The 26,467-nt window shown below is 34.9% G+C and carries 20 protein-coding genes; 4 read left to right on the plus strand and 16 right to left on the minus strand.

The genetic code is table 11. The features are described from left to right. Nucleotides 1–86: 86 nt before the first annotated feature. From BUR17_RS13370 to BUR17_RS13435, 14 genes are all read right to left on the minus strand, one after another. Entirely contained in the window at nucleotides 87–2,342 is a 2,256-nt protein-coding gene (locus BUR17_RS13370; protein ID WP_074230853.1) for a T9SS type B sorting domain-containing protein, read from the minus strand. Nucleotides 2,343–2,498: 156 nt separating this feature from the next. After that, complete coding sequence (rnhA, locus tag BUR17_RS13375) at nucleotides 2,499–2,975, minus strand: ribonuclease HI (RefSeq protein WP_074230854.1); 477 nt, start codon at nucleotides 2,973–2,975, stop codon at nucleotides 2,499–2,501. An 83-nt stretch (nucleotides 2,976–3,058) separates the two neighbouring features. Beyond that, on the minus strand, nucleotides 3,059–4,636 hold the full coding sequence (gene dnaB / locus BUR17_RS13380) for a replicative DNA helicase (RefSeq protein WP_074230855.1): 1,578 nt from the start codon (nucleotides 4,634–4,636) through the stop codon (nucleotides 3,059–3,061). A 154-nt stretch (nucleotides 4,637–4,790) separates the two neighbouring features. After that, nucleotides 4,791–6,860 carry a T9SS type B sorting domain-containing protein gene (locus tag BUR17_RS13385; RefSeq protein ID WP_074230856.1) on the minus strand — a complete coding sequence of 690 codons (2,070 nt, stop codon included), beginning with the start codon at nucleotides 6,858–6,860 and terminating at the stop codon, nucleotides 4,791–4,793. A gap of 112 nt (nucleotides 6,861–6,972) precedes the next feature. Further along, nucleotides 6,973–9,051, minus strand: a complete 2,079-nt coding sequence (locus BUR17_RS13390) for a T9SS type B sorting domain-containing protein (protein ID WP_074230857.1) — start codon at nucleotides 9,049–9,051, stop codon at nucleotides 6,973–6,975. Nucleotides 9,052–9,142: 91 nt separating this feature from the next. Further along, complete coding sequence (locus BUR17_RS13395; RefSeq protein ID WP_074230858.1) at nucleotides 9,143–10,378, minus strand: MFS transporter; 1,236 nt, start codon at nucleotides 10,376–10,378, stop codon at nucleotides 9,143–9,145. Between the two features lie 94 nt (nucleotides 10,379–10,472). Then, nucleotides 10,473–10,835, minus strand: coding sequence for a hypothetical protein (locus BUR17_RS13400; protein WP_074230859.1), 363 nt, complete (start codon nucleotides 10,833–10,835; stop codon nucleotides 10,473–10,475). A gap of 135 nt (nucleotides 10,836–10,970) precedes the next feature. Next, nucleotides 10,971–11,348, minus strand: coding sequence for a hypothetical protein (locus tag BUR17_RS13405; RefSeq protein WP_074230860.1), 378 nt, complete (start codon nucleotides 11,346–11,348; stop codon nucleotides 10,971–10,973). A gap of 22 nt (nucleotides 11,349–11,370) precedes the next feature. Beyond that, a complete protein-coding gene (locus BUR17_RS13410; RefSeq protein ID WP_074230861.1) occupies nucleotides 11,371–12,870 on the minus strand; it encodes a GH3 auxin-responsive promoter family protein in 1,500 nt (499 codons plus the stop codon). A gap of 124 nt (nucleotides 12,871–12,994) precedes the next feature. Further along, on the minus strand, nucleotides 12,995–13,240 hold the full coding sequence (locus BUR17_RS13415) for a hypothetical protein (RefSeq protein ID WP_074230862.1): 246 nt from the start codon (nucleotides 13,238–13,240) through the stop codon (nucleotides 12,995–12,997). A gap of 80 nt (nucleotides 13,241–13,320) precedes the next feature. After that, nucleotides 13,321–13,566, minus strand: a complete 246-nt coding sequence (locus tag BUR17_RS21245) for a T9SS type A sorting domain-containing protein (RefSeq protein ID WP_084550619.1) — start codon at nucleotides 13,564–13,566, stop codon at nucleotides 13,321–13,323. After that, nucleotides 13,563–15,170 (minus strand): hypothetical protein, encoded by a 1,608-nt coding sequence (locus BUR17_RS13425; protein ID WP_074230864.1) that lies wholly within the window; start codon nucleotides 15,168–15,170, stop codon nucleotides 13,563–13,565. Before BUR17_RS13425 ends, BUR17_RS21245 begins: the two co-directional genes overlap by 4 nt. A gap of 207 nt (nucleotides 15,171–15,377) precedes the next feature. Beyond that, nucleotides 15,378–15,767 (minus strand): hypothetical protein, encoded by a 390-nt coding sequence (locus BUR17_RS13430; RefSeq protein ID WP_074230865.1) that lies wholly within the window; start codon nucleotides 15,765–15,767, stop codon nucleotides 15,378–15,380. Nucleotides 15,768–15,906: 139 nt separating this feature from the next. After that, a complete protein-coding gene (locus BUR17_RS13435; RefSeq protein ID WP_074230866.1) occupies nucleotides 15,907–17,739 on the minus strand; it encodes a T9SS type A sorting domain-containing protein in 1,833 nt (610 codons plus the stop codon). Between the two features lie 196 nt (nucleotides 17,740–17,935). Here BUR17_RS13435 and mfd point away from each other — a divergent pair, with 196 nt between their 5' ends. The 4 genes from mfd (at nucleotide 17,936) to pth (ending at nucleotide 23,997) form a co-directional block, all read left to right on the plus strand. After that, nucleotides 17,936–21,298: a transcription-repair coupling factor gene (mfd, locus tag BUR17_RS13440; RefSeq protein ID WP_074230867.1), complete on the plus strand. Its 3,363-nt coding sequence runs from the start codon at nucleotides 17,936–17,938 to the stop codon at nucleotides 21,296–21,298. Nucleotides 21,299–21,423: 125 nt separating this feature from the next. Continuing rightward, nucleotides 21,424–22,317: a hypothetical protein gene (locus BUR17_RS13445; protein WP_074230868.1), complete on the plus strand. Its 894-nt coding sequence runs from the start codon at nucleotides 21,424–21,426 to the stop codon at nucleotides 22,315–22,317. Nucleotides 22,318–22,417: 100 nt separating this feature from the next. Then, nucleotides 22,418–23,344, plus strand: a complete 927-nt coding sequence (locus tag BUR17_RS13450) for a hypothetical protein (RefSeq protein WP_074230869.1) — start codon at nucleotides 22,418–22,420, stop codon at nucleotides 23,342–23,344. An 89-nt stretch (nucleotides 23,345–23,433) separates the two neighbouring features. Beyond that, on the plus strand, nucleotides 23,434–23,997 hold the full coding sequence (pth, locus tag BUR17_RS13455; protein ID WP_074230870.1) for an aminoacyl-tRNA hydrolase: 564 nt from the start codon (nucleotides 23,434–23,436) through the stop codon (nucleotides 23,995–23,997). Between the two features lie 61 nt (nucleotides 23,998–24,058). On the opposite strand, the gene BUR17_RS13460 is transcribed toward pth, so the two are convergent. Together BUR17_RS13460 and BUR17_RS13465 are read right to left on the minus strand one after the other, a co-directional pair. Then, nucleotides 24,059–24,694, minus strand: coding sequence for a carbonic anhydrase family protein (locus tag BUR17_RS13460; protein WP_074230871.1), 636 nt, complete (start codon nucleotides 24,692–24,694; stop codon nucleotides 24,059–24,061). Nucleotides 24,695–24,757: 63 nt separating this feature from the next. Further along, the gene (locus tag BUR17_RS13465) at nucleotides 24,758–26,353 is read right to left on the minus strand and encodes a SulP family inorganic anion transporter (RefSeq protein WP_074230872.1); all 1,596 of its coding nucleotides are present in this window, start codon (nucleotides 26,351–26,353) and stop codon (nucleotides 24,758–24,760) included. Between the last annotated feature and the right edge of the window lie 114 nt (nucleotides 26,354–26,467).

Genomic DNA, 26,467 nt, shown 5'->3' on the forward strand with positions numbered 1-26,467 from the left:
TCTGCTTGCTGCTTATTATTGCTTTGTTGATGAGGCTTTTGAAATTTAAAAAGCACCACGTTAAAGTAAGTGGTGCTTTTATAGGATTACTCCCTATTTTTTACCAATACCCATCCGTCATATTTTGTCTGTGTATTGTTTTTGTCGTTTTCTGTCCAGGTTATAGAGTACCAATAAGTACCGGTTGACAATTTTTTACCTCCGGAAGTTCCGTCCCAAGTATAATTTCTTAGTTTGTCTGCTTGATACTTCATGTTTCCATATCTGTCATAGACTGTGAAGACAAGATTCTTCTTATAAGCAAGAGCTGAATAATCAATGAAGTCGTTCACATTATCGCCATTTGGTGTGATTGCATTGATAAGATTCGGAACTGTTACCTGAATGTGTGTAGGATCACAATTATAAAAATCTTTCACAAAAATTTTATTTTCACCTCGTGGAAGTCCTGTAAATACATTAGAATCTTGCCAGTTGATTCCATCTAAAGAATATTTATATGGAGCAACACCACCGGAAACATTCACGGTAATGGTATTGTTAGTAATATCTATGCTAGAAATGACTGGGTTTGTTGCTAGTTTTACAGTTACAGCCTGTAATGTGTAACAGCTTCCTGTTTTTAATCTTACCCAATAATCTCCCACTGCTATGTTTGAGATAGATGAAGTTGTAGCTCCTGTGCTCCATTCGTAACCATCAAATCCTGGACCTGCATCTAATGTTGTTCTGTCATCAATACAGATTGTTTTATCTTTTAAAACAGAAGATCTTACCGGAGGAATTACTTTCAGCGTTATTTTTTTAATAATATAACAGCTGTTTGTACCCGTTATTTTTACATAGACATCTGTAGATTGAGAAATGTACGTTATAGGAGTGACGATTTCGTTGGTTCCGGCTAATGCATTTGCCAAAGTAGTATAAAACTTTTTAGTAATACCAGCTTCAGTAGATACATTGGCTGTGGTCAGATTAAATAATGCTGCTGTTGGAGTTGCTTCAATAAAACATGATTCTAATATAGCATCAGTTGACACAGGCAAAGGATAGAATACAAGTGTAATCTCTGCATTTCCAGTACAGCCTTGAGGCGTAGTTACTTTTACATAAACCTTTCCTGGAGCCGAAACGTAAGCTGTAGGATTTGTGATTTCGTTAGTTCCTGCATTTAAATCGGCCAATGTTCTGTAATACTTTTTAGTAACGCCGGGAACTGCTGTCACATTCGCTGCAGAAAGGTCAAATGTCGCTGTGGAAGCACCGTTATTGTTACATGCAGAAAGTGTTCTGTTGGTTGCTGTAAACGGCGAAAGGGTAAGGATGATTTTTCCGTCCGGATTATCGCAAAGGATTGCACTATTATCTCTGATGATAACATTTACCGTTGTATTAGCATTAAACTGATAATTGGTAGGTGTTGTAATAGGAGTACCACCAACAGAATAAGTGAAAGTATAGTTGGCCGGGTTTGCAACAAACTGAGAATTGAATGATGTTAAATTCACTGTTCCGAAACCTGTTGAAGGATTTGGACAAAATGTTTGTGTAGCTGTAGGTTGAAGTAGGCTTACTTTATCAGTATATATTTTTACATTTTTAATAGAGTGTCTCGACCTGTTACCTCCTGTGGAAGCAGAAAACCCGAAATATCCCTGAGTCATTGTAGCGGCTGCTCCAGATGCAGTAAATGGTTGATTGCAGATTTGAGTTCCGTCAATCATTATTTTTATATTCCAAGTATTAGGAATAGAAGTATTTACTTCAGCTGTAACCTCTACATGTTTATACGTAGTTCCCTGAAATGGCAGGGTAGTATTCATATCCGGCGAGTGAAAAGAACTTCCTGCAGTGTTGAAGAATTCTACATTGTTGTTGTCTGTAGTGTTTGCAACTTGTCCATAAGCAACATGTACTTTACTCATTACGGCAGTTGTAGTGTTGTTGTAAGTGTCGAAACCTACGATAAGACCTATAGCATTTTGTGAAACACCAAGACCAGACCCCAGTACACTTGCTACAGGCGGATTGGCAAGATACCAAAATGCAATACCGTCACCATTAGCAGTTTGGTTAGAATCCATTCTGAAATCGAATTCTACCCTCCATTTATCGCAGTATTTTAGATTGATAGGATCATTTAGCCTGATCGACCCAGATTGATTATTGGTGTCCGGAGTTAATTGAATAAAATCACCTCCGGCTCCTACTGCAGTTGGAGAGACCATCGTCCATCCAGTTGTGTTAATAGGAACTCCTGTGAGCTGATAAGTTTGGGAGGAAAAATTTCCGGAAATACAAAGTACAAAAAGGGTAAAATAAAACAGTAATTTTTTATTCATTTATTAGGATACTTTTATTAGACGTGTAAAGATATTGAATCTTTGCTAATAAATGTATATATAATGTTAATTTTGTAGAAAATTTTGATTATTTTGTAATAAAAAATATTAATGATAACGAAAAGTTGAATATGATAAGCGTTATGTTAGTTTAATTCAAAATAGAGAATTGTTTTCCAGGTTCTCAAAATAAGCATCTACTTCCAAGTTTTGTGAGTTTGCGGCTGCAACTGCCAGTTTATCGCAAAGCTCATTTTCAAAATGCCCTGCATGTCCTTTTACCCAATGCATTTTTGGAGTATGCTGATTAAAAAGTACAACAAATCTCTTCCAAAGATCCGGGTTTTTTACGTTTTTCCAGCCTCTTTTAATCCAACCTGAAATCCAGTTTTGGTTGATAGCATCAGAGACATATTTGCTGTCAGTAAAAACGTGAATGTCATTTTCTGTAGATTTCAGCTTTTCTAATGCAGTGATTACTGCCAGAAGCTCCATTCTGTTGTTAGTGGTTTTTCTGAAACCTTTTGAAAATGTTTTCTGATAATTTTTTTCGGGAACGCGCATCAAAATTCCGTAACCTCCTTTTCCGGGGTTTCCACTGCAGGCTCCGTCAGTATATATTTCAATTCTCATTTAAGATAAGTTGCCACGAATACACGAATTTCTTTTTTAAAAACATTCGTGCATTCGCGGCATTAATTTATTGAATTAATTTTTTAAAACGGAAAATCTTCTTCATCATCAAGATCATTCATAGAAGATCCTGAAAGTTTAGAATTGTCTGGTAAATCAAACGCAGCTCCTGGCTGTATCGTTGTTTTAATTTTTTCAAAACCACTTGGTTCGCCAAGCGTATTTGAATAGCCCATTCCATTGGTTGCCTCTTCAATATTCCCAAATTTTGCAAAATGTTTCAGGAAAGATAATCTTACATCCGCGGTAGCACCATTTCTGTGTTTTGCAATAATTAATTCAGCTTGGTTTTCGGTAGAAGTTTCAGCTCCATCTTCGTCATTATCCCAAACAGTGATTTTATAATATTCAGGTCTGAAAATAAATGATACGATATCTGCATCCTGTTCAATTGCTCCGGATTCCCTTAGATCAGAAAGCTGCGGTCGTTTTCCGGGACGGGTTTCCACACTTCTTGAAAGCTGAGAAAGTGCTATTACAGGTACATTTAATTCTTTTGCAATTGCTTTTAATGAACGTGAAATCATTGAGATTTCCTGTTCACGGTTTCCGCCACCTTTTCCGCCACCTCCTGCAGTCATTAGCTGAAGGTAGTCGACCATGATTAATCTTACTCCATGCTGCATTACCAGTCTTCGGCATTTTGCTCTAAAGTCAAATATGGAAAGGGAAGGAGTTTCATCAATATATAAAGGTGCGTTTTCTAATTCTGATACATTGGAAAATAGTCTTTGCCATTCTTCGTCGTCCAACGTTCCTTTTCTTAGCTTTTCTGATGAAATTTTTGTTTCGGAAGCAATCATCCTTGTGATGAGCTGCACCGATGCCATCTCTAATGAGAATAGCGCCATAGGAATTTTGTACTCTACGGCAATATTTCTTGCCATTGAAAGAATGAATGCCGTTTTCCCCATTGCAGGACGTGCCGCAATAATAATAAGGTCAGAATTTTGCCAACCTCCGGTTTCTTTATCAACATCTCTAAATCCTGATGGTACACCAGAAATTCCTTCTTTGTCTTTTAAAGCTTTAATGATGTCAATAGCTTCCTTTACTAAAGTATTGGCAGTATCGAATCCTTTTTTGATGGTTCCGTTTGTGATTTCAAAAAAAGACTGTTCAGCCTTATCTAAAAGTTCGAAAACATCGGTAGATTCTTTATAAGAATTGTCAATTACGTTTGCTGAAACATTAATTAAACTTCTTAAAATATATTTTTCAAGAATTACACGTACATGGTATTCGATATGGGCAGATGAACTTACCCCCATCGTAAGCTCGATTATATAATGGTCTCCACCTGCAGAACTGAGTTTGTCTGTTTTTCTCATTTCCTGAATAACAGTCATAATGTCAACAGGGTGGTTTCCTTCGTACAGTTTTAAAATAACAGAAAATATAACCTGATGTCTCGGATCATAAAAGACTTCCGGAGTAAGAAGGTCGATAGAATGATCGAGCCCTTTTTTATCAATTAAAAAAGTACCAATTACCAATCTTTCAAAATCTATTGCATTAGGAGGCATTTTTCCGTCTGCAATCGATAGTTCCCTTGCAAAGTTCCCTTGTGTAAGAGAAGAGAGTGTTTCTTTCTGCGCCATTGTGCAAAGATAGTTTTTTTAAAAAATAATTTAAAAATAGTAACTAACAATTCTATGAAAAACATAACTCAAGTATCGTAAACAGATGAGGTTGAGTGTTAATAAAAAAATCACCCCATTGCTGAGGTGATTTATTATGATTAAGAAAAAAATATTATTCTCTGTTTTTTACCAATACCCATCCGTCATATTTGGTTGGTGTACTGTTTTTGTCATTTTCATTCCATGTAATAGTATACCAGTAGGTTCCTGTAGGGATTTTTTTACCTCCTGAAGTTCCATTCCATTTGAAGTTTCTTATTTTATCAGCTTCATAGATTTTATTACCATATCTGTTGTAAACAACAAATACTAAATTCTTTTTGTAAGCTAATGCTGAGTAGTCAATTTCGTCATTAACGTTATCTCCGTTTGGAGTAATTGCATTAACAAGATTTGGAACAGTAACTTGTATCTGTACTGGGTTACAATCAAACGAATCTTTTAAGAAAATCTTACTTTCACCTCTTGGTAAATTTGTAAATACATTAGAATCTTGCCAGTTGATTCCATCCAATGAATATTGGTAAGGCGCAGTTCCTCCTGATGCATTCACGGTAATTGTGTTATTTTTAATATCGATACTTGCAATCACAGGTTGTTGTGAAGGGTAAACGTGTACTTGCTGAAGTGTAAAACATTTACCTGTTTTTAATTTTACCCAATAATCTCCAACACCAACATTTGTAATGGCTTGTGTTGTAGCACCAGTGCTCCATTCATATCCATCGAATCCTGAACCGGCATCTAAAGTAGTTTTATCTTCTAAACAGATGGTTTTGTCTTTCAGAACTGTAGATTTTACCGGAGGTAAAACTTTCAATGTGATTTTTGTAATAGCGTAGCACCCAAATTCGTCTGTCACTTTCACAAAGACATCAGTACTTGTAGTGATGTAATTTGTAGCTGGAATGATTTCATTAGTTCCGGCAGTAAGGTCTGCCATTGTTAAATAGAATTTTTTAGTAATATTAGCCATTGTGGTAACTCCTGCAGAGGTTAAGTCAAAGGCTGCGGTATTGGTAGCAGAAGGGATATAACAAGATTCTAAAGTTACCGGAATTAAGTTGATAACCGGGTAGAAGGTTAATTTTATCTCTACAATATTTACACAATTAAAATTATTGGTAGCTTTTACAAATACAGATTTTTCTCCTGAAGTATAATTGCTGGGATTGGTAATTAAATTTGTTCCAGCATTTAAATCTGCCATTGAAGGGTAATATTGCAATGTAAGATTTGGTATTGAAGTAGGATTGATACCAGCTGCAACTAAATTAAAATCTGCAGTTCCTTTGTTGTTGTTGTTACAAGCTTTTAAGGTTACTGGAGTTAATTTAAAAGATCTGTCAATAAATCTTATAGTTCCAAATTCTCTACATTGATTAAGAAAGCTTACAGGGCTTACAGGATCTACATAACCGATAGCATAGTGATAAACAGTAGTAGAATTTACGGAAATGGGAGTTGTAATTGCGTTGTCATCATCAAGCGCATCGGCTGCATTTAAAAAGTATTTTACATTGAAATTCGGATTTCCGTTTATAATTCCTGAAGTTAAAGTAGAGAAATTGAAAATTGTAGGATTTTCACAAATATTGATTTCTCCATTTTGGTTAGGACCAGGAGCAACAAAAGGATTGGGTTGATAGGTTTGATCAGCATTGTGGTCAAAAGGTGTCAACAAAGTTGCGGTACCGCCAAAATCAATTGAAAACCCATTTATTGAGTTAGAATAATTATCTATTACCAGATAATAAACTTGTCCTGGAAGTACATTTAAGGCGCTGCTCCATTGTCCGAAAGTACCTCCGTTTGGATCGGTCGATATAAGGTTAAGTCCTGTAGGGCCGTCGGCTCCAGAAAAATTACATCTTATTGGTGGCCCTAATGATGCGCAATTAGGGTTTGGGCCATATACTGCGAAATCATAATCATCAGCAAAAACGTTTGGATCAATAGTGAAAGTAAGTACCCCTCCTGTATCAATTGTAAATTTATACCATAACGAAAAGTTTTCGTCATCTGTTAAACATCCGCCAAGATCTTCTAAAATGAGTCCTGGCCCGGTGGGAGTTGCCGAGAAATTAGTGTCCCCACATATTGGAGCTGCTGTAACGCAGTCTGATTGTGAATAATATAATTGGGAAGTGATTAAAATAAAAAAGAGTAGTAGTTTTCTCATTTCTAAATGATTTTAATCACAAATTTAACAAAAATTTAATTAAATCAACTTTATATTATTTAAAATTAAAAAGCCACTTATTAAAGTGGCTTTTTTAATTTTATTTTGATTATTATTCTCTGTTTTTCAATAATACCCATCCAGAGAATTTAACTGGAGTGCTTTGTTTATTGTTTTCATTCCATGTTACAGAATACCAGTAATTTCCGGTTGGTGCTTTTTTACCGGCATTTGATGTACCATCCCACTTGTATCCGTTGGTTTTGTCTGCCCGGTAGATTTTGGCTCCGTATCTGTCGAAAATGCTAAGAACTAAATTCTGTTTTCCAGATAGCGCAGAGTAATCAATTACATCATTCACGCCATCACCATTTGGAGTAATTACATTTGTGATATTTGGTACCACTACATTTACCTGAATAGGGACACAATTGTAGTTGTCTTTAACGAAAATAGTATAATCTCCTCTTGATAAATTGGTGAAAACATTAGAGTCTTGCCAATTTATATTATCAATTGAATATTTATAAGGAGGCGTTCCGCCAATTACATGTACAGTAATTGTATTATTTGAAATGTCAACATTAGAAATAACGGGAAGCTCTGAAGCGTAAACCTTTACGGTTTGTTTTACAGTACAGTCACCGGTCTTTAATTTTACCCAATAGGTTCCTATTCCTACGTTGGTAATAACTTGAGTGGTTGCACCGGTACTCCATTCGTAACCATCAAATCCAGTGCCTGCATCTAATGTTGTTTTATCTTCTGCACAAATAATTTTATCTACCAGAACTGTTGAATAAACTGGAGGAATTACAATTAAATTTACTTTTGCTACATTGTAACAACCATCAGCATTAGAAACTCTCACATATGCATATCCCGTAGGAGCAATGTGGGTCGCTGGAGTTAATATTTCGTTAGTTTGGTTTACAGCATCAGCCATTGAAGGATAGTACTTCTTGGTCATATTTGCTTGTCCATTCACGATTGCTGTCGTCAGGTTAAACAATCCTGTTGAAGGATTTGTTTCGATAGAGCAAGATCTCAAAGTAGCTTCAGTTACAATAATCTCAGGGAAAAAGTTAAGCTTAATTTCTCCTATATCTGTACATCCAAATTGTGAAGTAACCAAAACAAACACAGATCCTACTGCAGATACATACTGGTAAGGATTGGTAATTTCTCCTGTCCCATTGTTTAGATCAGCAAGCGAAGGATAGTATTTCTTAATAACCGTGGGATCATTAATTACGTTGGCTGTAGTTAAATCATATAGTGCAGTTCCTGCATTGTTGTTGTTACAACTTGTTAAGGTGGCATCAACTACATTGATAGCACGTTGTACAAATTTAAATGTTCCGGGCATTCTACATTTGCTGATGGCTCCACCAGGCGCACTCGGATCCGAATAAGTAATTACATAATAGTAAGTATCTGTTGTGTTTACAGGAATAGCACCTAAAATAGGGTTGTTTCCACTAATCGCATCATTAGAATTCTTATAATATGAAACTATAAAATTAGGATTACCATTGATAATTCCGGCAGATAATGTGCTGAAATCAAATACAGGAGGTTCAGTACAAACAATTACTTCATTAGGTGCGGTAGGGTTTGCAGCTGGACTTCCTGGCGGAATGAATGGGTTTGGCTGGAATGCTGAAGTAAACGGCGATACTAATGTTGCTGTTCCACCCCAATTTAATACAAATCCATTGGCAGATTGCGAGAAGTTGTCAACGACGATGTAATAGGTTTGTCCCGCCAAAACATTCAGAAATGAACAGAATGGAGACCCTGCAGCATCAGAAGTAGTATTTGTGTTGGTAAAATTTAATCCCGTAAGACCAGAGGTTCCGGAATAATTACATCTAATAGGTGTACCTAAATTATTACACGCTACATCCGGTCCATACAACGCCCAGTCATAATCATTAGCCATCGCATTAGGAACGATGGTGAAGGTTAAAGTTCCTGATGTAGCAACAGTAAAGGTGTACCAAATAGAAAAATGCTCATCAGATGTCATACATCCTCCTAAGTCTTCTTTAATATCGCCCGGACCGGTGGGTGTAAAAGAGATAGGTGTATTTCCGCAGACCTGAACAGTTCCGCCACAATCAGAGCTAGATTGTGCAAAGATCATCTGGGAAATAATCATTAAAAAAATAAGTAGAGTTTTTTTCATTTTCGAAAAATTTGTTAATACAAATATAAAGAAATTATTAATCTTACATTAAAGTTTTTATTGTATATCGTAGGAGAACGGTAGAATGTATTTAATATTGCATTTTTCTCAATTTTGAGTTGGTGCTTCCTACAATTAATGCAATCAATACTGTCATACTTCCTCCAAAAATTACTGATCGTACCACACCTAAAAGTTTAGCCATCAATCCGCTTTCAAACTGACCCATTTCATTGCTCGACATAATGAAAATTGAGTTCACACTTAAGACTCTTCCTCGGATATGATCCGGAGTTTTCAACTGTACGATTGTTCCACGGATGACCACAGAAATACCATCCAACATACCGCTTAAAACCAAAAACATAAAAGAAAGCCAGTAATAATGTGACAAGCCGAAACCGATAATGCAGACTCCGAAACCTGCTACAACAGCCAATAAAATTTTACCCTGATTTTTTCTTAACGGAACTAAAGATAATGTCGTAATAATAATCATCGAGCCAATATCTGAAGCAGCATTTAGCAATCCGAAACCTTCAGCTCCCGATTTTAAAATATCTGTTGCAAAAACTGGAATCATCGCAACGGCACCTCCAAAAAGTACAGCAAACATATCAAGACAAAGCGCTCCCAAAATTTCTTTAGTTTTAAAAATATAAGCAATTCCTTCACGCATACTTTCCATCACTTTGATTTCTTCTTTTTTATGCTCAGAAAACTGTTGATTCAGTTGCCAGAAAAACAGTGAAGCGACCAGCAAAAGTGAAACAATGACCACTAAAGTCCATTTTACTCCAAAAAATCCGATAAGAAATCCTCCTGCTGCGTGACCGCAAACTGACGAAATTAAAAAAGTGGCTTGGTTTAAAGTAATTGCACTCGGAAGATTGACTTTTTTTACGATTTTAGGAATCATCGATGGAACAATTGGTCCGATAAAGGCTCTTGCAATTCCTGTGAAAAAAATAACGCCGTAAATGAAATAGGTAATTTCGTGACCTGTAAAATGAAGTTCCACATCAAAAAATGCGGGAATCATTAATAAACTGATCAGAAAAACATAGACGTAATTGCAAATCAGGAGAAGTCTTTTCTTTTCGTTCATATCGATCACATGACCAGCATACAAAGCGCAACTTACCGCGGGAATTACCTCAGATAACCCGATAAGTCCGATAGAAAAAGGATCTTTAGTTAATTGATAAACCCACCATCCGAGTAAAGTAGCGAGCATTCTGAAAGCTAAAACAATAAAAAATCTCCCCGTAAGAAGATTTCTGAATTCTACATTTTGTAATGTTTTGAGCGGTAATAAAGAAATCATTCCACAAAAATAGCCCTAAATATTCATTTAAGGCTATCGATATTTTCGGTTTTCAAAAGATAAATAAAATACCTTCTGAAAGATATTGTCTATTTTAGTCAGCTCTCAAAGAACCTACTACAATGGCAGCAGCAGCGGCAGCTCCAATTACAACAGCACCTCCTGCAACTCTTGCTTTTGATCTGTCTTTTACAGCAGCAACGTTAGATTTAGGGATGATTACTTCTGTACTGTCTTTTTTTCCTGCTGTACCAATGATGTTGTCTCCATCAATGTTACGGAATAAGAATTTCTGTTTTTTAGTTCCGTCTTTGTGAGTAACGATGTAGATTTTACCCGCTTCAAGGTTAGAGTAATTGTTTTGTGCAATATCTTCGCTGTACTTTGTAGTTGCACAAGATGAGATTACAAATAAAGACGTTAATAATGATGATTTTAAAAGTACAGATGCTTTCATTATAATTTTTTAGTTTTCCAAATTTATAATTTTTTTTGAATATACGTTTTCATTAAAGGGGAAAATCTTATATTTTTTGTAATATTAAAGTATAAAATGAAGAAATTTTATATTTGAAAGATTATTTTTTGCTCATTAATTTAAACCAGTTCCAAATGCTGTCGCTACATCTTCAATGTCGTCAGTAGCATTTTTTATACCAATAACAATTACAGTAGCGGCAGCAATTCCTCCGGCTGTGGCAACTACTGCAATTGCGGTTTTATCTTTTCTTATTTCCGTAATATTGTTTTTTGAAATAGAAATTCTTTCTTTTTTTCTGGTTCCAATAATGCTGTCTTTAGAGATTGAGCTAATTGTCATAGGTATTTTGCTTCCGTCTGACTGATGAAAAGTGTATTTATTTCCAGCCTTTATATTTTTATAATTGTCAGGGTTTTTTGTAGCACTATATTTTAGCGAGCTACAAGATGTAATTAAAGTAACGACTAAAAGGAACAAGATTCTTTTCATAAAATGTGATTGTTATAGTATCTTATTTTTTATAAATTTTCAATAAATCTGCTATTTTTCTATCATTTGCCAATCTTGGGATTTTATTTTGCCCGCCTAATTTTCCTTCGGATTTTGCATATTCCTGAAAAGCATTTTTCTGAAGTTTAGAAATATGAAGCTTCTGCAGAATGTTTCCTGAAATCAAATCATCATAATAAGTGTTGCGCTTTCTCAACTGATCATCCAGTTCATTTTTAAATACATCTAAATTTTCAGGCTCTTTTTCAAACTCAATAAACCATTCGTGATAAGGTAAACCTTCTTCCGGATTTACTTCCGGAGCCAAATGAAATTCTGTAATCTGTGCAGGAAATTTTTCTACTGTGGCTTTTATCGCTTCTTCCACTTCAAAAGCAATAACGTGTTCGCCAAAAGCTGAGGTGAAATGTTTTGTTCTTCCGCTTACCAGAATTCTGTGCGGATTTTTATCAATAAATCTCACAACATCACCAATGGAATATGCCCACAAACCGGAGTTGGTTGTTAAAATTAAAGCATAATCTTTATTAAGCTCAATATCTTTTAGTGTTAATCTTTGAGCATTGGGTTTTCCGTATTGTTCTAAAGGAATGAATTCGTAAAAAATTCCGTGATTGGTTAAAAGCAATAAACCTTCTTTGGTATAGTCATCCTGAAATGCAAAAAATCCTTCCGAAGCCGGAAACGTTTGTACAATATCTACTTTTCCGCCTAAAAGTTCTTCCATTTTCTCGCGGTAAGGTTCGTAATTTACACCACCTGTAACGATGAGTTGAAGATTTGGGAAGATCTGCTTGATTTTTTTACCGTTTTTCTCAATCAGTTTTTCAAAATACATAATCAACCAAGGTGGAATTCCCGAAATCAAGGTCATGTTTTCTTTCTCGGTTTCCTCAACGATTTTATCTACCTTGGCTTCCCAGTCTTCCATCATATTAGTTTCCCAGCTTGGTAGACGGTTTTTCTGAAGATAATTGGGGATGTGATGCGCTACAATTCCTGAAAGTCTGCCGGTTTTTACGCCAAAAACTTCTTCTAATTCCGGGCTTCCCTGCAGGAAAATCATTTTTCCGCCTACAAAATCAGCGTTATTCTTTTTAGCAATATAATGGAAAAGCGCACTCTGAGCTCCTTTCACCTGAAAAGGCATTCCTTCTTTAGAAATCGGGATGTATTTTGAGCCGGAAGTTGTGCCGGAAGTTTTTGCAAAATATTCGGGAGTTTCTATCCACAGAATATCTTTTTGTCCGCGTTTTACTTTTTCGATGTAAGGTTTCAGATCTTCATAATCTGCAATGGGAACTTTTTCCTGAAAATCTTTTACAGATTTAATGTTTTCAAAATCATATGTTCTTCCAAAAAGAGTTTTCTTAGCCGTGTTTAGAAGAGAAAGCAATAATTCTTCCTGATTCTTTTCCGCATTTTTCTTGAATTCTTCTGCTTTTTGAACATGTTTTTTTGCCCAAATCAACGCTGCATTTTTCTTTAGAAAGTTTAACATGGTTCAAATTTATAAATAAGTATAGAATTCAAAGAATATTTTAAAATTTAAAAATAAAAAAACCGATGATCTAGGCATCGGCTTATTGAAAATTTGATTATGAATAGCAGCTATCTGCCTTTTTTTATTTGTTTACTTTATATCTCTTATCCGGAGTTCCGTCTTTTTTCAGTTTCTGATTTTCTTTGTATCGTTTATCGGGAGTACCGTCTTTTTTCAACTTTTGTGCTGGTTTTGCTGCTTTGGTTTCAACAGCTTTTACGGGTTTTACAGCTTTTGTAGTTGCGGTTTTAGTTGCAGGAGCAACTTGTTGAGCGCTTGCAAATCCTAATCCTAAGATGATAGACATTGCAGTAAGAAATTTTTTCATGTCAGATTTATTGTTTTTGTTTAAGTAAAGTTAGATAAAATCTCAAAATGAAAATCAAATTTGACAGATTTAATTAAATTTTAATTTTTCACAATCATTTTAATATTGGCGAGATTGTTATTCTTGCTATCGTTCACTTGTACCATATAAGTGCCTCTTATAAGTTTTTCTTTTAAATAGATGTTTTGTGACTTGTTTTTTTCTAGAGTCTGAGAGTGTATAAATTTTCCGGTCATGTCATAGAGCTTAATGGTGCAGGTTTCTTTTTCCAATATATTCCCTTTTAATGAAAAATTACCATTATTGGGGTTGTTGTAAAGTATCAGTTTCTCAGATTTATTATTCTCGGAGGTGGAAAGATTGGTAAGATCAAATTTTGCAACAAAAGCGACATTCTTCTTTGGTTGTTAGGGTCTATGATTTGTGGTTGCCAACTGTTGGGAGTTGAGTAGCCCGTTGTAGCAAGTGTTTCTCCGTATAAATATAAAGATGAATTATTAACAGCAATATTGATAGGAAGATTATAGCCAAGACTTGAATCTCCATAATAAGAGGCCCAGATTCTTTGTCCGTTACTATTAAATTTTACAAAAAATTGATTGGTAGCCAAATTTGTATTTAATGTTGGTGATGATTTGTAGGTTTCTGGTGTTGCTAGATTATTTCCAAGCCCGTATGTCCAGCCCGTAATATAAATGTCATTTCCGTTTAAAGCGAGCGGCTGCATACAAGAGTAGGCCTGGTCTAAACCGGTACCCCCAAAATAAGTACTCCAGATGCGTTCTCCGGAATAATTAAATTTACTAAGAAATAAATCATAGCTTCCAGCATTCGTTGTTTGGTGTGTTCCCTGAGTTCCAAAGTAGCCTTGTGTAGCGGTATTCGATTGTGCATCTCCCATTACATAAATTCCGGTTTCGTTAACGTCTATGCTGCTAATTCTGCTGGATCCGTCAGAATGCCCATAATAAGTGCCCCAAAGTCTTGTGCCGTTTTCTGCATTGAATTTTTGAAGGTTAAAATTGGCAGGAACCGATTGGAATGCATTTGTAGATGCAATGTTGTATTGATTACCTGTTGGTTCTTGTCCTCCTACAATATATAGTGAATTGTTATAATATTTTAAATTATAAATTTGGCTAGGAAAATAAGTACCCCAGATTTTTTCACCATTGGAGTTTAGTTTTACAATGTATCCGTTAAGAATTTCAGTTGTTTGATTGTATAAGAGTTGATAAGTGTCTTGAAATGTACCCTGAGTTGCAATGTTTTGCTTAATATCACTGGAGCCTGCAAGATAAATATTTCCCGATTCGTCTTCAGCAATACTTATGTTAGTCAAAAGACCATAAATATAAGTTTGATTACCTACAGGTAGATAAGTTGCCCAAAGCAAAGTGCCATTTGGGGAATGTTTGGCTAAAACTGTACCTAATTGTGGATGATTGGAATTTTGCAGCCAGGCATTTTGTGTCGGTGCAATGGGTAAATTATTTATAAATGCAGCATATTCATAATAGTAATTATTGTTGTGGTCAATATATTTTAGTTTTTTCTTATAGCCGTCATTGTCTAATAAATAATTGTAATATTCATAAGCTTGTACATTACCAGACGGATTTATTTTTGCTGCAACAGTATTGGTTGTATTCATTATTGATGGGTTTATCTTAAAACCCTGACCACCATTTCCAACTCTGAACTGATCATAATAAGAAGAAGGGTAGTTGTTGGGATATCCCATTGCTGTACCGGTAAGATGGATGTTATTCTGGCTGTCAAATAGCATTGTTTTCGTTGCACTTTCTGTCCAGGATGTAGCTCCTACAGGACCTATATATGTTCCCCAGGTTCTTGAGTATTCAAAACTTTGAGCGTTAAGTGGGATAAATGCAATAATATTGAGAAAAAAGAGTAAAATTTTTGACATATGTGATATTATTTTGTGAGTTTAATTGTAAAAGTATAAAAAATATTGAATATTTCCCCAGTTATTGATGTGGTTTTGTTTGTGGTTTTTCTTTTTAGAATAAATTTTAGTTATGTTTTAAGGCATTTATTTTGTGAATATTATATTAAAATAAAGCCCGCCTCCAAATTTGGAAACGGGCAACATATGAATGAATAGTTATTTGTATTATCTTGTACAGTTGGCTCTCCATGTTTTGCCATCTGCGGTATAAAGCATTTTAAGCTCATTGTTGTCGATTCTTACATAAACAAGTGCAGTGGAATTGACCATAACTAAAGTATTATCACCCTGTTTTTGAAATTCTAATCCGTTAAGGTCAGGAATTCCGTTAGAAAATCTAAAATTATATTTAGTTCCGCTTGCAATTTTCGTTACGAAAACTTCACCGTTATCGGTTGCAATATCATTGTCGTTATCTTTATAGGAAATGCTCCCTTTATAAGTTCCTGCGAAAAAATCGTTGTCTGCCGGATCGTCATCGTTACTGCACGAGGAAATCGACATGAAGGTAAACAGAAGCATTAAAGCCCCCAGAATTTTGAATGCATTTTTCATAATATTTTATTTTTTGGTTTATGTTGTTTAAATTTTCAAAGATTATGCCGTGTGCAAAATGATTAAAAACTTTAACTTTTTTTAAACTTTATAAGGAAAATATTATGAAATAGGAGTTTTTTTACTTTTTTAAGAAAATTTATTTTTTAACAGACATTTTGAAATTTCTAATTAAGTTACCTGATTGTGAAGTAATATTTACCATGTAATTTCCTGTAGTAAGTTTATTTTCAAGAGAAAAATGATGTTCACCATTGGCTGTTTTGCCGAGGTCTTCTCTGTGTATAAGCTTTCCGGAAAGATCAAAAATGATTATTTTATATTCTTCTTTTTTAAATAAGTCGCCACTTATTGTAAAATTACCATTGTTCGGATTGTTGTATAGTTTTATTTCAGAAATCTTTGTTAGTTCTTGAGTGTCCAGATTCTTAACATCAAATTTTGCTAAGAAAGTCACATTCTTTTCAGCCACTGCAGACGGATTGGGATCTACATATTGAGGTTGCCAACTTCCCGGAGTTGAAAATCCTGTGGTAGAAGTGGTTTCACCATAAAGATAAAGAGAATTGTTGTTTATAGCGATATTAATAGGCTCGTTCCCACTTTGGCTGGTTCCACCGTAGTAAGATGACCATTGTAAAATTCCGTCTGAATTGAATTTTGAAAAAAAGCGGTTGGTTGATGTGTTTAGGTTTTGTCCGGGATTTTGTTGATAGACATTTGGGGTAGCAATATTGTTGCTGACTCCCCAAATAAGACCACAAACGTAAATATTATCGCCCGAAACTGCGAGAGGCTGTTGAGATGACTGGGCAATTTCTCTGCCGTTGCCACCTACATAAGTACTCCAAAGTCTTTCACCGGAATGACTGAATTTTGTTAAGAAAAGATCACCAGCGCCTGATAATTGTGGTTGATGACTTCCGGCTGTTCCATAATAATTAGGGCTGTTCGTGTTGCTGTTGTTGCTGAAAGATTCATCTCCTAATATGTAAATACCGCTTTCATTTACTTCAAATTTTCTGATAGAGCTAGATCCTATAATAGGATAACCATAATAAGTTCCCCATTCTCTGGTGCCATTATTGGCATTCATTTTTAAAAGGGCAAAATGAGATTTTGTAGTCTGGAAAGCATTCGGTGTTGTTAATGAAATTTGATTTGATGAAGGTTCCTGACCAATGCCAATATATAAAGCATTGTTATGATAATGAATAATTGAAGCGTAACCCGGATAATAAGTTCCCCATATTCTTTGCCCGTTTGGATCTAATTTTACTAAAAACCCGTTTGGATAAGGACTTCCGTTGACTGTAATGTCTTGGTAGTTTTCTTGAAAAACACCGGGTGTACCCACATCTTGTGCGCTGTATGTAGTTCCTGAGATGTAAACATTTCCTGAAGGATCGGCTATCACTCTTCCCAAGGTAGGCATATAAGTTGACCAGATTAAATTATCGTTGGCGTCGTATTTGGCTAAAAGATACTGAGAGTTTGTGGTCATCCAAGCTCCTGCGCTTATTGTAATTGGTGGTGTACTTGAATTATGCTGATATTGAAAATATTTATTGTTTTGCTGATCAATAAACATCAATTCTTTAGTGTAGCTTCCGGGAAGACCGTAATGAAATTGATTATATTCATATGAAAGCATGTTTCCCGAACTGTTAAATTTTGAAGTGACATTTGTATAAGAATAATTGTTGCCAAGATAGAAATTTTGGCCAACTCCCATACTGAACTGTTGGTAATATGATGTTCCATAGCTTGCGATAGGAACAATTAAACCTTTAGTATAAATATTATTTTGAGAATCAAAAAAAAGTTGCTTGCCTTGAAATGTTGCAGACCATGATCTTCCACCGACGGGTCCAAAGTACGTTCCCCAGGTTCTTTGGAATTCAAAATTGCTTTGTGCGTTTCCTGAAAAATAGGCAAGGAGAAGCCCAATAAAGGATAGTTTTTTTAGCATATTATTAGTTTTTAAAATTTGATGGTTGTAAATTTATAAAATAATAGTCATATCGATGGGAAATATTTTATGTAAATGTTAAATTGTTGTTTTTAATTTAAATCAAATGTTTTTCATTTTGTGTATCTTTGTTAGGCAAGATTAACGATTTCGGAAAACCCCGAAATCGATTTTGTCGTTTATACCTACATTATTTATGCAGTTAAAAAATATCAGCGAAAAATTCCTTCCCGATTTACTTAAAAATGAATTTGGAAAAGAAATTTTCTCACAAATTGATACCCAGCCGCATCTTTCTGTAAGAGGAAGTGCAGGTTCTTCAGCTTCTGTTTTTGCAGCCGAGCTCTTTCTTACTCACAAAAAGACGGTTCTTTTTCTTTCAGATGACAAAGAGGAAGCATTATACATTAACAGTGAAATGGAAGATTTGCTTGGAAAAGAAAGTGTACTTTATTTTCCGGCAACTCACATGGAGCCTTATCAGGTCGAGAAAACTCAGAATGCCAATTTGGTATTGAGAACTGAGGTTTTAAATAAAATAAATTCAGAAAAATCTCCAAAAGTTATTGTGGCTTACGTGGGAGCTTTGTCTGAAAAAGTTTTGAAGAAAGAAGATTTTAAGGCGATTTCTCATAACATTAAAACAGGAGATCAACTCGATTTTGATTTTGTGGATGAATTACTGAATCATTATCAGTTTCAGCAAACAGATTTTGTTTCTGAGCCGGGAGAATTTTCCGTTCGTGGTGGAATTGTCGATGTATTTTCTTACTCCAATGAAAAGCCTTATCGTATTACTTTCTTCGGCAATGAAGTGGAGAATATTAAAACTTTCGATATAGAAACCCAACTTTCTATTGATAAAGTAGAAGGTTTTCAGTTGGTTTCTAATATGAATTTTTCGGTTTCGGGAACAAGGGTTTCTTTTCTCGAAATTTTGCCTAAAGAAAGTTTTGTTATTTCTAAAAACGGAATTGTTGGTCTTCAAAAACTTAGGACGTTTTACGAAAAATCTTTGGTTAAGTATGAAGATTTAAATAAAGATATTGCACACCGTACTCCACAGGAGCTTTTTATCTCTGATGAAGAGTTTTTATTTGATTATAAAAAATTTAAAACCGTTGATTTCAGCAGTGTTGGAATTGAAAGCATAAAATCTCAAGAAGTAAAGCTTAATCAAACAGCCCAACCTTCGTTTCACAAAAATTTTCAGTTATTAATTGAAGATTTACAGGAAAAAAAGGAAGAAGGTTTTGATATCTGGATCTCTTTTTCTACAGAAAAACAAAAAGAAAGATTGGTGTCTATTTTTGATGAACTTGGTCATCAGTTGGCTTTTAAAAGCTTTAAATCTGAATTGCATGAAGGTTTTGTAGATCCCGATCATAAAATTCTGGTCTACACCGATCATCAGATTTTTGACCGTTACCAACGATATAAAGCGAAAAATACATTTGCTAAATCCGAGCAGTTAACGCTGAAAGATTTAATGTCGCTGAAAGTTGGAGATTTTATTGCCCACATTGATCATGGGATCGGGAAATTCATGGGATTGGTAAAAGTCAATAATGATGGTAAAATTCAGGAGTGTTTTAAACTGACTTATAAAAATGGGGATTTATTATATGTTAGCATTCATTCGCTTCACAAAATTTCAAAATACAACGGTCCGGATGGAAAAGAGATTGTTCTAAGCAAGCTTGGTTCTCCTGCCTGGAAATCATTAAAACAAAAAACAAAAGCGAGAGTTAAGCAAATTGCTTTCGATTTGATTAAATTATATGCGGAAAGAAAAACCGCAAAAGGATTCCAATATTCCCCAGATTCTTATCTTCAAAATGAGTTGGAGGCAAGTTTCGCTTATGAAGATACGCCAGATCAGGAAAAAGCGACTCTTGATGTGAAAAAAGATATGGAAGATGAAGGAGTGATGGATCGTTTGATTTGCGGTGACGTTGGTTTCGGAAAAACAGAAGTTGCCATTCGTGCTGCCTTTAAAGCTGCTACAGATGGTAAACAAGTTGCAATTTTAGTTCCGACTACCATTCTGGCTTTTCAACATTACAGAAGTTTCAAGGAAAGGTTGAAAGATTTTCCGGTGACTATTTCTTACTTAAACCGTTTCAGAACAGCGAAACAAAAATCTGAAACTTTACAGGGATTGGACGATGGGAAAGTTGACATCGTTATTGGGACGCATCAGTTGGCTGCCGATAAAGTGAAATTTAAAAATTTAGGTTTATTAATTATTGATGAAGAGCATAAATTTGGAGTTTCTGTAAAAGATAAACTGAAAACGATGAAAACCAATGTTGATACTTTAACATTGACTGCGACTCCGATTCCGAGAACTTTACAGTTTTCTTTGATGGCTGCACGAGATCTTTCGGTGATCAAAACACCACCGCCAAACAGACAACCGGTTGATACAAATATTATTGGATTTAGCGAAGAAATTATTCGTGATGCGGTTTCTTATGAATTGCAACGTGACGGACAGGTTTATTTCATCAATAACAGAATCGAAAATCTGAAAGATATTGCAGGTTTGATTCAAAGATTGGTTCCTGATGCAAGAGTTATTACGGCTCACGGACAAATGGAAGGGAAGCAAATGGAACAGAACGTTCTGGATTTTATGGATGGAAAATATGATGTTTTGGTCGCAACCACGATTATTGAAAGTGGAGTAGATGTTCCTAATGCGAATACGATTTTCATTAATGATGCGCAACGTTTTGGAATGGCAGATCTTCACCAAATGAGAGGAAGAGTGGGGCGAAGCAACAGAAAAGCATTTTGTTATCTGATTACGCCGCCTTTTGATATGATGACTTCCGATGCGAGAAAGCGTTTGGAAGCAATTGAACAGTTTTCAGATTTGGGAAGTGGTTTCCAAATTGCGATGAAAGATTTGGAAATTCGTGGAGCAGGAGATTTATTGGGTGGTGAACAAAGCGGATTTATCAATGAAATGGGATTTGAAACCTATCAAAAAATGATGCAGGAAGCGCTTGAAGAATTGAAAGATGATGAGAATTTTGAAAATCTTTTTGAAAATGAAGAAGATAGAAATAAGCTTTTCAAATCGGTAAAAGAAGTAAATATTGATACTGATTTGGAACTGATGCTTCCGGATTTTTACGTTTCCAGTACCGAAGAAAGATTGCTGCTTTATCAGAAATTAGCCGAAATAGATAATGAAAAAGATCTTCAGAAATTTGAATCTGAACTGAAAGACCGTTTTGGAAATCTGCCAAGTGAAGCTGTTAACTTACTGAAAAGTGTTGCTCTTAAATGGTTGGCTGCCGAAATTGGTTTCGAAAAAATTGTAATGAAAAACGGAATTTTCTTAGGATATTTCCCAAGTAATCCGCAAGATAAGTTTTATCAGACCGATAAATTCAGACATATTATTTCTTATTTAACTCAAAACCCAGCACAAGCTCAGTTGAAAGAGAAAGCAGGTAAAGACGGAAATAATCTGATGATGCGAAAAGATAAGGTGAAAAATGTAGATGAGGTGAATATATTGCTTAAATCTATTTTAGGAATTTAATTAGCTATTTCCTTAATTTATAAAAGATCTAAAAGTTGTTTTAGGTCTGTTTTTATTAATTTTTTTAAATAAATCCTTTGGTGTTGAAAATAATTTATATTTGTGAGATTAATAACTATTAACTTATGACTAAAAATTTATTTAAAGGTTTTACCGTTTTACTCCTTGGTTTTATGTTTTCATGTGATAACACAACCGCAGATCCAATTAACAATACACTCAATAATCCTGGAGGTTCAGGAAGCAGTGGTGGAAGTACACCCACAATTACCGGGCCTCGAATTTTACACAAAGTTGTTGCAAATAATGTTACCAATCAGGAATATGTAACCACCGGAAATGTTTTAGAAAAAGCAATATTTAAGGAAGCTAGCGGACCAAATTCTTTTCTGGTTGGAACAGTTACTTATACTTCAGGAAAAATTACAAGAGTAAAATTTGCACAAGAAGTTAACGGGGCAGTTCCTGCGAATAGTTTGTCGTATGACTATAATATTACTTACGATTCAGGTGGGAAAATTAATTATACAACTTGTGCTACGATGTTAGGTACTATGCCAAACTTTAATAGTGAATATACCTACACTTACGATGGTTCTGGGAAGATGACAAAGATTGTTGAAAAGAAAAAATCAGGAACGACTTATACTCATTTTATCAATTATAATTTAACGAATACAGGAGATAATATAACAAAGCTGGTAACAGAAAACGGAATTACAAGTTCAACAGGGGTTCCAGATATGTCTACCGTAATGAGCTATACTTATAATTTCTCTACTTATGATGCTAAAATAAACCCTTACAATACTTTACCTAAGACATTTTTTGTGATGTGGAGCTTATTGCATCCTAATAATTTTTCGTCCTTATCGGCTAATAATCTTGTGAATTTTAATATTGTATATCCTGCTCCTGCTCCAGCAATCCCAGGAACTTATACTTATCTGTATGATACTCAAAATTATCCGGTTTCAGATCAGACGCAAACCCAGAAGTATATTTATAAGGCTTTATAATGAGTTTTTCGTTGTTAGTTTTGCTAGAATATTAATTAAAATATGATTTTTATACAAAAAAAAATTATATTTGTGGAAAAATAAATAATCCCATTACATAATGAAAAGACTTTTCTATTTTATTTTGCTAATAGCAGGTTTTTCTTCAATACATTCTTGTAAAGATTTGACTGACGAAGAAGGGAATCCACTTTTGGATTTGAATGACAATACTGGTTTGAATGGTCCAAGAGCTTTATCGAGAGAGGTAACAGATTTTGGCTTAATTGCACAGTATCAGTATAATGGTTTGCTTCTTTCTAACGTTATTACAGAAAAAGCTTCTTTAACGAATGTAGAATGGAGTGGTGACAAAATCAGTAAAATCACCTTTAACGGTTTTCTGGATTTAGATAGTGATGGTACAATAGATACAGACAGTGTTTCTTATACTCAACAATATACTTACGGTAATTTGGGTAAATTAACATTGATTTCTGAAAACAGAACAATATTTAGAAGAGCTGCTCCTGTGCCTCCGTCTACAACACCTGGTCCTTATGCTGTTTTTGCAAAAACAAAATCGATGTATAATTTAACGTATAGTTCTACAACATCAAAATTAGCTTCTATTGTAATGAAGAAAGGTAATGATGTTACTCCTTTTGTTTATACAGATTATACTAAAGCTGCTTACAGTTATTTAGGAGATAATGTGTCTTCGGTAACTAAAGAAGTAGGGAAGTTGACAGGAACTGTTTTTGAACCTGCTGTACAAAACTATAAGTTTGATTTTAGCAGTTATGATTCTCAGATTAGTGGATATACTTTACTGCCTTTTGAATATAAAGTTTCGGTGCTTATTTCTACAAATATTAATGACGACAGAAGTTTAATGTTATCACCAAACAGTCCTAAAAGAGCTGCTGTGACAGATATGACGCAGCCGGTTCCTACACCAATTGTGGTTTCTACTAATTATAGATATGATCCACAGACTTATATGACTCAAGGATTTGGAATCAATTATTTCTACAAACCTTTGTAATTAATAGAATATTTAAAAATATTTAAGCTCAATCCTTTTTAGGGTTGAGTTTTTTATTTTAGAACTCTTAATTTTGCAAAAAATTTCTCATGAAATATTTAATTGTCGGTCTTGGAAATAAAGGCCCGGAATACGAAAACACACGTCATAATATAGGTTTTAAAGTTGCTGAAAAAATTGCCGAAACTTTAGAAGCGTCATTCAATACGACCAATTTTGGTTGGATGGCAGAAGGGAAATATAAAGGAAGAAAAGTACTGGTTTTAAAACCTGATACCTATATGAATCTTTCCGGAAACGCCGTAAAATACTGGATGCAGAAAGAAAATATTCCTTTAGAAAATGTAATGATTGTTACCGATGATCTGGCTTTGCCTTTCGGAACATTAAGAATGAAAATGAAAGGTTCTGATGCAGGTCATAATGGTCTTAAAAACATTCAGGAGGTATTGCAGACTCAGAATTATGCAAGACTTCGTTTCGGTATTTCTGCCGAATTTTCTGAAGGGAGACAGGTTGATTATGTTTTGGGAACGTGGAATGAAGAAGAACGTGAAAAACTTCCCGAAAGAATAGAAAAGTTTTCAAAAGCTTGTCTGTCTTTTGTTTTTGCAGGAATCAATAATACGATGTCTGCTTTTAACGGAAAATAAAAAATAAATTCGGGCGGAAGCAAAGCTTCCGCCCGAATGATTAATGAAAATGAATGTTTTATTATAACCAAGTTACAACGCCGGTTTCAACGTCATAGTTAGCTCCGACTATTTTAATTTTACCATCGTCTTCAAGTCTTTTTAAGGTAGAACTTTGCTTACGAATCTCGTCAATCGCATTTTTTACGTTGTGCTGATTCAGTCTTTCAAGAAGATCTGCATTGGCAGAAGAACGCTCTTCACCATCTTGAATGATTGTATTAATAATTGGATCGAAATGACCGATTAAATGGTTCAGGTTATCCATTCCCATTCCTTCGATTTTAGCAGCATCAAGTCCACCTTTTAAAGCTCCGCATTTTGTGTGTCCTAAAACAACAACCAGTTTAGAACCCGCTACGTTACAGCCAAATTCCATAGATCCTAAAATATCCTGATTGACAAAGTTACCTGCTATTCTGATACTGAAAACATCACCTAGTCCTTGATCAAAGATTAATTCTGCAGAAGTACGGCTGTCGATACAGCTTAAAACCACTGCAAAAGGCCACTGTCCTTCACGTGTAGCATTTACCTGCTCTAAAAGATCTCTGTTTGCCTTTAAGTTATTTACAAATCTTTGGTTCCCTTCCTTTAAAAAGTTTAATGCTTTTTCAGGAGTAATCGTAGACTGAGTTTCTGATGTATGTGCTTTCATATGTTTTTTTTATTTTTTGAATTATTATTAAAATTAAAGTTAAAGAAAATATTTGTGATGAGCTTACATTGCTCTTCTGTGGGTAATGACGATGTGAGAGTCTTCATCGGTTTCGTAGTCTCTGTACGAAGTTTTGAAGCCTAATAGTTCCACATTAATGTCTTCTTCTTTCGCTCTGATGTTGGCAAAATCCTGAATCATTTCCAGTACATCTGTTGCGATATATGATGTTCCTCTCGCATCAATCGTTACCGTAGAGTTTGATTTAATGTTTTTTAATGTCTTTTTAATAGCAGCTTTATTAAGGAAAGATACCTCTTCTGCCAATTTTATCGTAATACCGTCTGCATCGATCAGTTTTTCTCGGCTTAAATAATAAGCACGTTTCATATTTCCCTGCAAAATATAGAAAACCGAGATTGCCAAACCAATTCCTACTCCTTTCAGCAAATCTGTTGCTACAATAGCAACTACAGTTGCCACAAACGGGATAAACTGGAACTTTCCTAGATGCCAGAAATGTTTGAATGTAGCTGGTTTTGCTAATTTATATCCTACCAAAAGTAAAACTGCTGCAAGAGTAGATAAAGGAATCAAATTTAAAATAAAAGGAATAGTCAACACACAAACCAATAGTAAAACCCCGTGAATCATTGCTGAAACCTTCGAAGTTGCTCCCGCATTAGCATTTGCCGAACTTCTTACCACTACTGATGTCATTGGCAATCCACCGATAAATGAACTGATAAGGTTTCCGATTCCCTGAGCTTTTAATTCTAAATTGGTGTCGGTAATTCTTCTTTGAACATCTAATCGGTCTGAAGCTTCAATACAAAGTAGCGTTTCAATAGATGCTACAATAGCGATTGTTGCTCCTACAATCCATACTTTAGGATTTGTAAAACCGTTAAAATCGGGTAGTATTACCAGGTTTTTAAAATCATCAAGACTTTGAGGAACTGGTAAGGAAACCAAATGCTCTGTACCAATTGCTAAAGAACTTCCCGACATTTTAAATGCTTCGTTAAGTAAAATTCCAACAGCTACGGCAACTAATGCGCCCGGTAACATTTTCATTCTTTTTAAAGCAGGAATTTGATCCCAGGCTAAAAGTAGTCCTACAGAAACCAAAGTAACAATAACCGCTCCCGGATGTATTGCACCCATTAACTCACTGAAATAGTTGAAATTGATTCCGTTGGAAAATAATGTTTCATTTCCTTCATAGTCGTTATCAAAACCTAATGCATGCGGAATTTGCTTGATAATGATAATAATTCCGATGGCAGCAAGCATTCCCTCAATCACATTATTTGGAAAATAATTGGAAATACTACCTGCTCTGATGAAGCCTAAAACTAACTGTATAAGACCAGCAATAATACCGGCGCAAAGGAATAGTTCGAAAGCTCCAAGATCTGTAATTGCAGTTAAAACGATTGCAGTAAGACCTGCAGCAGGTCCTGAAACCGAAATATTTGAATTACTGAGTGCTCCAACGACTAAACCTCCTACAATACCTGCAATAATACCAGATAATGGCGGTGCGCCAGATGCTAAAGCAATTCCTAAACATAGAGGAAGAGCTACTAAAAATACAACGAGGCCTGAAGGGAAATTCTCCTTAATTCCTCCAAATAATGAATTTGATTTTTTCATGACAGCGAAAAATACTTAGTGTAACCGATTAATCTTAATTAAATAAAATATTTAACCAAAATCATCAGCGATAAAATTGAAATTAATTTAAAAAGGGCATCTATTCAACATCAA

The organism is Chryseobacterium scophthalmum (genome assembly GCF_900143185.1).
Taxonomy (GTDB): Bacteria; Bacteroidota; Bacteroidia; order Flavobacteriales; family Weeksellaceae; genus Chryseobacterium; species Chryseobacterium scophthalmum.